The following is a 4,765-nucleotide window of genomic DNA, read 5'->3' as shown; positions in this document are numbered from 1 at the left end:
GTGTATAAGAGACAGGGTCGGCGCCCGCCGCGCCGTTGCTGGTGCCGGCACCGCCCTTCGCACCGGTCGCGCCCTTGCCGCCACGCCCCTTCTCCGAGGCGTCCTGGCCGGACTCGCCACCGGCGGCGCCGGCCTGACCGTGGGCCATGTCGCCGCCCGCGCCGCCCCCACCGCCGGCGACGACCAGCGCCGAGCCGCCGCTGGTGCGGATGGCGCTGCTGTTGCCGCCGCGGTCGGCGCCGCTGCTGCCGCCCTTGCCGCCGAGGGCGTCACCGGCGTTCAGCCCCGCGACGGCGATGCTCAGCACCTCCCCGGGGCTGACCTTCACGGTGCCGGCGACGAAGCCGCCCGCACCGCCGCTCGCCATGGAGTTGCCGGCGCCGCCCTCTCCCCAGGCCCGTACATCCAGGCCCGTCACGCCGGACGGCACCTCGAACTCCTGCTTCGCCGTCGTCGGATCGAACAGCCGGCAGCCGGAGAAGCCCTCCGTCGGTGTGCACGCCTTCCCGGCGAGCGCCGCGCTGCCGGCGGCCGTCGCGGCCGGCGCACCCGTCAGGGCGGTGCCGGCGGTCAGCGCCACGAAGGTCAGGGCCGCGGCGCCGCGCCGGAGTCTGGCGCGGCGCGGCACGGCGGAACCGTGATGCATCAAGGAAACTCCCCAACTCGTCACAAGCTCCCCCCCAGGGAGCCACGAATTGCTCGATCAGAATCGAACACGACTAGTGGGACAGCTGATCAAACCTGAGACTCTTGGTCAACCGAGAATGGTTGATTCCGGACGCGGGGGCCTCGGGGCAGAGGGCACGGACCACATGCGCGGCGATGGCGTCGTCGATCGGGTGCGACTTCGGACGGCCGTTCTCGTCCAGCTCCTGGTACTTCATCAGGTTCTGGGCGAGGGCGAGCTGGCGCTTGCCGTCACGGCTGGACAGCGCGATCGTGCCGGCGCCGAACACCGCCCCGTCGTGGCCCCAGAAACGGCCGCAGCCGCGCAGGTCGAGGGCGTAGATGCCGAGGCCGTAGTCAATGCCGGAGACGGGGACGGTGCGCGTCATCTCGTCGAGGGACGTCTTGCCGACCAGCTTCCCGCCGAGCAGGGCGCGGTAGAAGCGGTTCAGGTCGTCGGTGGTGGAGACGACCGAACCCGCGGTGGACGCCCAGGACATGTCGTAGACGCTGAAGTCGCGGGGCGGGTCGAGCTGGCCGAACCACGACTCGTACATCCGCGGGTGCGGGCCCTTGATGTACGGGGTGCGCGGCAGGTACGTGTGGCGCAGCCCGGCCCGGTCGATGACGTGCCGGGTGAGGTAGGCGTCCGCCTTCTGGCCGGTGACCTTCTCCAGGAGCAGCCCGGCGATGACGTAATTGGTGTTGGAGTACGAGCCGGGCACCGCACCGGGGCGTCCGGTCGCGGGGGCCGCGAGGCCCATCCTGACCAGTTCCGCGGGGCGTATGGAGCGGAAGCGCTCCTCCTCCAGGCTGGCCGGGGAGTTCCGGGTGAGGGAGGGGAAGGCACCCGCGACGAAGTCGCCGATGCCGCTGGTGTGGTTGAGGAGCATGCGGACGGTGATCTCCCGGCCGCGCTCCCCGGGTATCAGTTCCGGGAGGTAGTCGCCGACGGGCGCGTCGAGCCGGATCCGGCCGCGCTCCACCTGCTGCATCACACCCACGGCGGTGAAGGTCTTGCTGATGCTTCCCACCCGCTGGCGCATGCCCGGCGTGACGGGCCGTCCGGTGGCCACGTCGGCCACACCCGAGGCGCCGGTCCACCGCTCGCCGCCGTCCCGGACGGACGAGAAGACGCCGTACATGCCCGCCTCGTGGACGGCGTCGAGCGAGTCGCGCAGGGCCGGCCCGTCCAGGGACGCGGCGTCCCGTGGCGCGGCGGGACCGGCCTGCGCGGGCGCGGTCAGTACGGCGGTGGTGGTCAGCAAGGTGGTGCCCAGGACGGTTCCGAGGAGCCGTGCGATGCGCAACTGCTTGTCCCTTCCCTGGTGTTCGAGTACGTCGGAATCCAAGTACGTCGTTGTCCGAGTGACTTCGATATCCGAGTACGTCGATGTACGACTGTGCCGGTTTTCGACTCGGTCGTGTTCGAACAGGTCGGGATCATCGTCTTGGGCGGCGGACGGTCCTTACATCCTTCCGAGGGATGATCGAAAACCGGCCGCCAATCCCTGAGTTACCGTCAGGCCGCTTGTGTGCCCGCCGTGATGCGCAGCGCCTCCACCAGCTCCCGGTACAGCGCGTCCGTCACGAGCAGTTCCGCATGGCCGCCCCGGGCGCGGACCCGGCCCGCCTCCATCACCACGATGGTGTCCGCGTCGATCACGGTCGACAGCCGGTGGGCGATGGTGACGACCGCGCCGGTCGCCGCGCGGGCGCGCACGCAGGTCTGCACGGCGGCCTCGGTCAGCCCGTCGAGCTGGGCCGTCGCCTCGTCCAGGAGCAGTACGTCCGGAGTGCGCAACAGGGCCCTGGCCAGGGCGATGCGCTGCCGCTCACCGCCGGAGACCGCCGCGCCGGACAGGGGGGTGTCGAGTCCCTCGTCCAGGGCGTCGACCTTCTCGGTCAGCCGCACCTCGTGCAGAACGCGCCGCAGTTCCGCGTCCGTCGCGCCGGGGCGGGCCAGCAGCAGGTTGTCGCGGATCGTCCCGGGCACGACCGGGGTGTCCTGCTCGACGTACGCCAGGCGCGAGCGGATCTCGTCGTGGGAGTGGTCTCGATACGGGCGGCCGTCCAGGAGCAGCTCGCCGCCGGTCGGCTCCAGGAAGCGCAGGACCAGGGAGAACAGGGTCGTCTTGCCCGCGCCCGACGGTCCGACGATCGCCGTGTGCCCGTGCCGGGGGATCACCAGGGAGACGCCGCGCACCGCCGGGTCGGCGCCCGGGCCGTAGGCCGCGGTCACGTCCCGCAGTTCCAGTACGGGGGTGTCGTCCTCGGCAACCGCCGCACGTCGCGGCGCGGGTCCGCGTACGTCGGCCTCGGTGTCCTCCGACTCCAGGGCGTCGATCTCCCGGATCCGCTCCGCTGCGGCGATCCCCGACTGGAGCGACGTGATGTTCTGGCTGAGTTCGCTGATCGGGTCCATCAGCCCGAACGCGTAAAGCAGGAACGCGATGAGGCTGGAGACCTCCAGGGCGCCCTCGGAGACCCGCCAGGCGCCCACGCCCAGGACGAGGATGATCGCGAGCTGGATGCCGGCGACCGCGATCGTCCAGGCCAGGGCCTCGCGGCGGACGGCGCGGACACCGTGCTCGGCGGAGGTGCGGGCGTCGGCCACGATGTGCTCGGCCGTGCGGTCCTCGGCCCGGCCGGCCTTCACCGTCCGGATCGCGCGCAGCGCTCCCTCCAGGTTCCCGCCGAGCCGGCCGAGGTGGTCCTGGGCGCGCTGCTGCGCGGTCGCGATCCCGGGCATCAGGACGGCGAACAGGACGCCGACCACCACCACGGCCGCCGCGACCGTCCCCAGCAGCACCAGGTCGAGGACGCCCATGAGGATCAGGGTCCCGACGAGCATGACCACGGCGTTGATCAGGCCGACCGGGGCGCCGGTGACGGCCTGGTGCAGCAGGACCGTGTCGGAGGTGACGCGGGTGACCAGCTCGCCGGGCGGGCGCCGGGTGACGGCCGGGACCGTGGCCCGCAGGAAGCGCCGCACCATCGACTCACGGGCCCCGAGCACCACGCGCTCACCCAGCGCGCCGAGCAGCGTCCACTGCCAGTACATGACGGCACTGCCGACGACCAGCAGGACGAGCAGGGCCAGGATCGGCCCGCGCAGCGAGTCCGACCCGCCGAGCGCGTCGAGCACACCCTTGGTGACCATCGGCGTGGCCAGTCCCATCCCGGAGCCCACCAGGGCGAGGACGAGGGCCAGGACCAGCGCGCCCCGGTGCGGCCGGGCGAACGACAAGAGGATCCGCAGCCGCGGGACGGACAGCTTGGGGGCCGTACTTTCCGGAACAGTCATGATGCCGAGTGGAGCATTGATGTTCCATAACGGTCAATCGATTTTCATCCCGGAAGGCGCGCTACCGTATGCGGCATGGGTGAGGAGCGGGCCGTGGCGGCCGAGAGCGGGACCCGGGCACGCACGCGGCGCGCCATCGTCGACGCCGCCGTCACCCTGCTGGCCGGCGACCCGACCGCGTCGCTCGGCGATGTCGCGACGGCGGCGGGTGTGGGGCGGACGACGGTCCACCGCTACTTCCCCGAGCGGTCCGACCTGCTCGCCGCGATCAGCTCGGACGTCCTGGACAAGGTCGAGGCGGCGACCGAGCGCGCCCGGCTCGACGACGGCCCGGCCGCCGAGGCGCTGGAGCGGCTCTGCCAGGAGTACTTCGAACTCGGCGACGGCCTCACTCTGATGTTCGACACGCCGCAGTTGGCGAACTGGTCCGACTGGGACGAGGAGACCCCCGCCGACCGGCACTTCCTGCACACGGTCCGGCGCGGTCACGCGGAGGGCAGCATCGATGCCGAACTCCACGAGGAGTGGGTCCGCAACCTGGTGTGGGCCCTGCTGTACACGGCCTGGGAGCACACCCGCACCACCGGCACTCCCAAGCACGCGGCTCTGACCCTGTGCCTGCACACCCTGCGCAAGGCCATCGCGCCCTAGGTGTGCTGTCCGGGAGCGGGAAGACCGGGCCCGGCTCCCGAGCGGCACACGCGGGGACGCGACGGCCGGACCCGGTCTTCCTCTGGGCGCAATCTGCCACCCACGGGCCCCACCCGCCTCCGGGGCGGGCCCGAACGGGGA

The 4,765-nt window shown here is 72.0% G+C and carries 3 protein-coding genes and 1 pseudogene; 1 reads left to right on the top strand and 3 read right to left on the bottom strand.

The window, feature by feature from the left end; translation table 11 throughout:
* The 3 genes and pseudogenes from C1J00_RS38365 to C1J00_RS38355 all read right to left on the bottom strand — a co-directional run.
* Positions 1-646 (bottom strand): annotated as a pseudogene (locus C1J00_RS38365) (hypothetical protein); the annotation flags it as partial.
* A gap of 73 nt (positions 647-719) precedes the next feature.
* On the bottom strand, positions 720-1,976 hold the full coding sequence (locus C1J00_RS38360; protein WP_102913513.1) for a serine hydrolase domain-containing protein: 1,257 nt from the start codon (positions 1,974-1,976) through the stop codon (positions 720-722).
* A 212-nt stretch (positions 1,977-2,188) separates the two neighbouring features.
* Positions 2,189-3,973 (bottom strand): ABC transporter ATP-binding protein, encoded by a 1,785-nt coding sequence (locus C1J00_RS38355; protein ID WP_245936678.1) that lies wholly within the window; start codon positions 3,971-3,973, stop codon positions 2,189-2,191.
* A gap of 75 nt (positions 3,974-4,048) precedes the next feature.
* Between C1J00_RS38355 and C1J00_RS38350 the strand changes: the two genes are divergently transcribed.
* Positions 4,049-4,624 carry a TetR/AcrR family transcriptional regulator gene (locus C1J00_RS38350; protein WP_102913512.1) on the top strand — a complete coding sequence of 192 codons (576 nt, stop codon included), beginning with the start codon at positions 4,049-4,051 and terminating at the stop codon, positions 4,622-4,624.
* Positions 4,625-4,765: the final 141 nt, after the last annotated feature.

The sequence above is a fragment of the Streptomyces cahuitamycinicus genome (genome assembly GCF_002891435.1).
GTDB lineage: Bacteria > Actinomycetota > Actinomycetes > Streptomycetales > Streptomycetaceae > Streptomyces > Streptomyces cahuitamycinicus.
Note: the sequence above shows the minus strand (reverse complement) of the source record. Positions and strands in the feature narration are given on the sequence as shown.

Excerpts from the sequence above, each read along its gene's own strand:
- C1J00_RS38355 (WP_245936678.1), bottom strand. The coding sequence starts at position 3,973 with ATGACTGTTCCGGAAAGTACGGCCCCCAAGCTGTCCGTCCCGCGGCTG.
- C1J00_RS38350 (WP_102913512.1), top strand. The coding sequence starts at position 4,049 with ATGGGTGAGGAGCGGGCCGTGGCGGCCGAGAGCGGGACCCGGGCACGC.